This window comes from Flavobacterium fluvii (assembly GCF_900129545.1).
Classification (GTDB): Bacteria; Bacteroidota; Bacteroidia; order Flavobacteriales; family Flavobacteriaceae; genus Flavobacterium; species Flavobacterium fluvii.
Map to the genome: position 1 here is coordinate 1 of NZ_FQWB01000021.1, position 3464 is coordinate 3464.

The window sequence follows — 3464 nt, forward strand, 5'->3', positions numbered from 1 at the left end:
ATTGTTGCCACGAGCACGCAGAAGAAAATTTTACCCTTTAGCGTTTTTTAATGTCAAAGAACCTTTTAAATAAATCATTTTCAGAAGAAAAAAAAGGAAAAAAAAGAAAGCCATTCGTCAAAGTGGAAGGTTTCAAAAAAGCAAGTTTTTTTGATAAAATACTACCCGAATGGGTGGAGATTTTATCAAAAACCGGAGGCTTGAACTTGCTTTTTTGTAAACCTGGAACTTACCTTTGCCTTCTTTTTTTTTATTTTTTTTATTTTCTTTTTAACCGAGGTTTTTCCATTACTAACCAATCCAAAAAATGTTTTCTTAAAAGAGTGTTGTCTTCGGGAAGGGTATGGATTTTTAAAACAGAAAAAACTATAACCACCATTCCAAATCTTTTTCTGTTTTAAAAATCCATACTCTTTCTTGGACTTGATTTTGTGGGTGCAGACCATTACTTTATTGAAATCTTTTTATTTCAGGAATCAACATTGTAAGTGATGGTCTGCACGCACAAAAACAATGCATAATAATACCTAGTGCGATGGGGCAGTAGGGCAGGCAAGTGTATTGTTTTTTTATTTGCTTACACGGGTTTTCCTGATTGCTTTTGTGGAAAAGCTGGTGCCTGATATTGTGTTGAGTTTGCACTAGGAGAGAGAATATGATTATATAACCAAATGGCAACTGCTTTTCCGGAAAAGCAATTACTTCTTATTTTGTGGCAAATAAAAAAACAATACTCTTGCTAGGTTTTTTGATTTTGTGGGTACAGACCATTACTTTCTTGGAATCTTTTATTTCTGCCATTAACGTTGTAAGTAATGGTCTGCACGCACAAAATCAATGCAAAGACTTCCGATTTCAATACGAAGTTGCTAAAAACCATTATGCGTCAAAGCGAGAAGGAATCGTAGTATCCTGGAAATATTTTCTACGGGAGGAATTTAGTGGTTTGTGAAGGGCGGCTTCTTGAGCGGCTGTCGCTCTACTGCGCTCGGGATGACCAATGTTCTTACAGCTGCTCAAGAAGCTGTCCTAGAGCAAACCACCGGCGCGTTGGGGAGGGGCTGTTTTACATAAATGATATTATAACTTCGTCGCAAAAACAAAAAAAACAATATAAAAACTTTGTGATGAATTATAATACTCAATTATGTAACACAGCTTGGGAGAAAAAATTACTGGCGCGAGTCACGCAGTGTACGCGTTTTTGTTCCAAAAACCGTGACAGTAATTTTTTTGGAGCGTGGGGTAGGAGTGGCCTGAAATATAAAAACATCCTTTTACCAGCGAACAGAAAAGAATGTTCACTTTATTGGAAACGTAATTAGCGAAATGAAGCAAACAAAGACTTGAGTTTAGGAATACTTGGACTAAATGAAAGTTTTGTGCAGCTGAATGAGATAATGGGTTTTAATATGTTATTCTATTAAATAATTTTGAAGTATTAGTGTTAGATGCCAATTGGAGTGGGTGCAGTATGTAATTCTACTATCGTAGCCGAAGAATACCTGTATTTCGGAGCGATTGGGGAGCAAATAATTTACGAAAAAAGAGATGCTTATTTTCATGAAGCTCTTTTCTTGTGCTGTGAAGTGGTCTGTGGAACAGAGAGAGACGTTTTTTTTTGTCGTTAACCAACTGGAGCAGTTGAGCAGAACAAAGAGAGCGACCGGAGGAGACCGCTTTATTGCTTTGACAAAACTAAAGGTTTGCCTGTGATGTTTGAAACGAGAATGTTTCTTTGAAAATGGATTTTATTTAGTGTAGATTAAAAAATCATTAAGATCTAATATTCTCAACTAAATAAAATCGACAACATTAAGTAACAAAAACTTAACGATATTATCCAATTCCTTGAATAACTGAACTTGCAAATAATTTACTAAGAATGTTTTTTTTTTTTTTTTGAATTGACTATACTTTAAGGGTAAAATTCATTAAAACTTTGTGTATTCCGAATATAAGTTTTTACTTAGTATAAAATCTATTTAATAAATAGGATTCTACCTATAAATAAAAAAAATGACTTAAAATGAACATTGATACAGACGATAAAATGGACGACTTAGCACTTATCAAACATTTAAAAAGCATTGACAGTTCATTTCTTCCAAAAATTAAAGAAGTTTATGAGCTGGTAAAAGACATCTTAAATAGCAGGGTACAGTACGTTTTTCCAAATTATACATTACATAATACTGGCCATTCTTTTAGGATTATGGAATATATGAGTGATTTGGTTGCTGACATTACAAAGTTAAATGAACTTGAAATCACTTTAATGGTGTATTCAGCACTTTTGCATGATATTGGAATGGCAGTAAGTGAGGACGATATAACTGCCATAAAAGCGGACTCTTTCGCTTTTTGTGATGTTAAGTTTTCTGCAATGAAAAAGATTACTGAAGGAGATGAAACTTTAGCACTACAAGAGTATGTTAGGAGAATTCATGCTTCATTATCTAGTAAATATATTCTTGAAAATCTGAAAGATAAATTAGTTATACCTAAACTGACTAATCTCAATTTCACAAATGATCTTGCTACAATCTGTAAATCTCACACGGAAGATTATGACTGGATAAAAACCAATTTAAGAACCTATGAAGTTAGAGGCGACTATTCATTTAACCCTCAATTTATCGCTGTGATATTGCGTTTGGCAGATATTCTAGATATTGATGGAAACAGAACACCTCACAATTTATACAAACTTATTTCTCCCAAGGGAATAAGTGATGAAGAATGGAAACAACATTTTGTAATTTCTAACAACGAAAAAATAGTAATTAATGAAAAAACTCAACAGAAAAAAGTAGTATTTCATGGGAAAGCGAATAATGCTAGTATACATCGAAAAATCCTTGTATATATTAGTTGGGTTAAAAATGAATTGACTAATGCTACTGCATTGGTCAATGGTATGCCTTCACAATATAGTTTGGTTTATGATACCAATCCAGAGGTCAATATTCAGACTGAGGGTTACAGTTTTTCCGATTATAAAATGACATTGGAGTTTAAGGCAATTAGTTCATTGCTTATGGGAGAAAAAATTTACGGGAGTAAAACTTTAGGACTCAGAGAACTTATCCAAAATTCAATAGATTCCTGTCGGATTAGACAAGAAACTGAGAAATTGAATTGGGAATTTGGTCAAGACGAATATAAGCCTAAAATAAAAGTTATTCTTGATTCCGAAAAAGATCTTGCTGTAATCAACGATAATGGAACTGGTATGTCAATGGATATAATCAAAAAACATTTCTTGAACATAGGGGTTTCTTATTACAATTCAACAGATTTCTTACTTAAAGATTTCGATTACAAACCAATCGGAAATTATGGCATAGGATTTCTTTCCTGTTTTATTGTACGTCTTCAAACTAATTTGGACTTTTACTAAGAGAGTGTTCTGTTAATTAATTCAAAGATAAATGTTTTTCTTTGTTAGTTGAATTTTTAAA

The 3464-nt window shown here is 33.0% G+C and carries 1 protein-coding gene; it reads left to right on the plus strand.

The genetic code is table 11. From position 1 onward, the window contains the following. Window positions 1-2029: 2029 nt before the first annotated feature. Window positions 2030-3403: an HD domain-containing protein gene (locus tag BUC16_RS17390; RefSeq protein WP_073372086.1), complete on the plus strand. Its 1374-nt coding sequence runs from the start codon at window positions 2030-2032 to the stop codon at window positions 3401-3403. The last annotated feature ends 61 nt before the right edge of the window (window positions 3404-3464 follow it).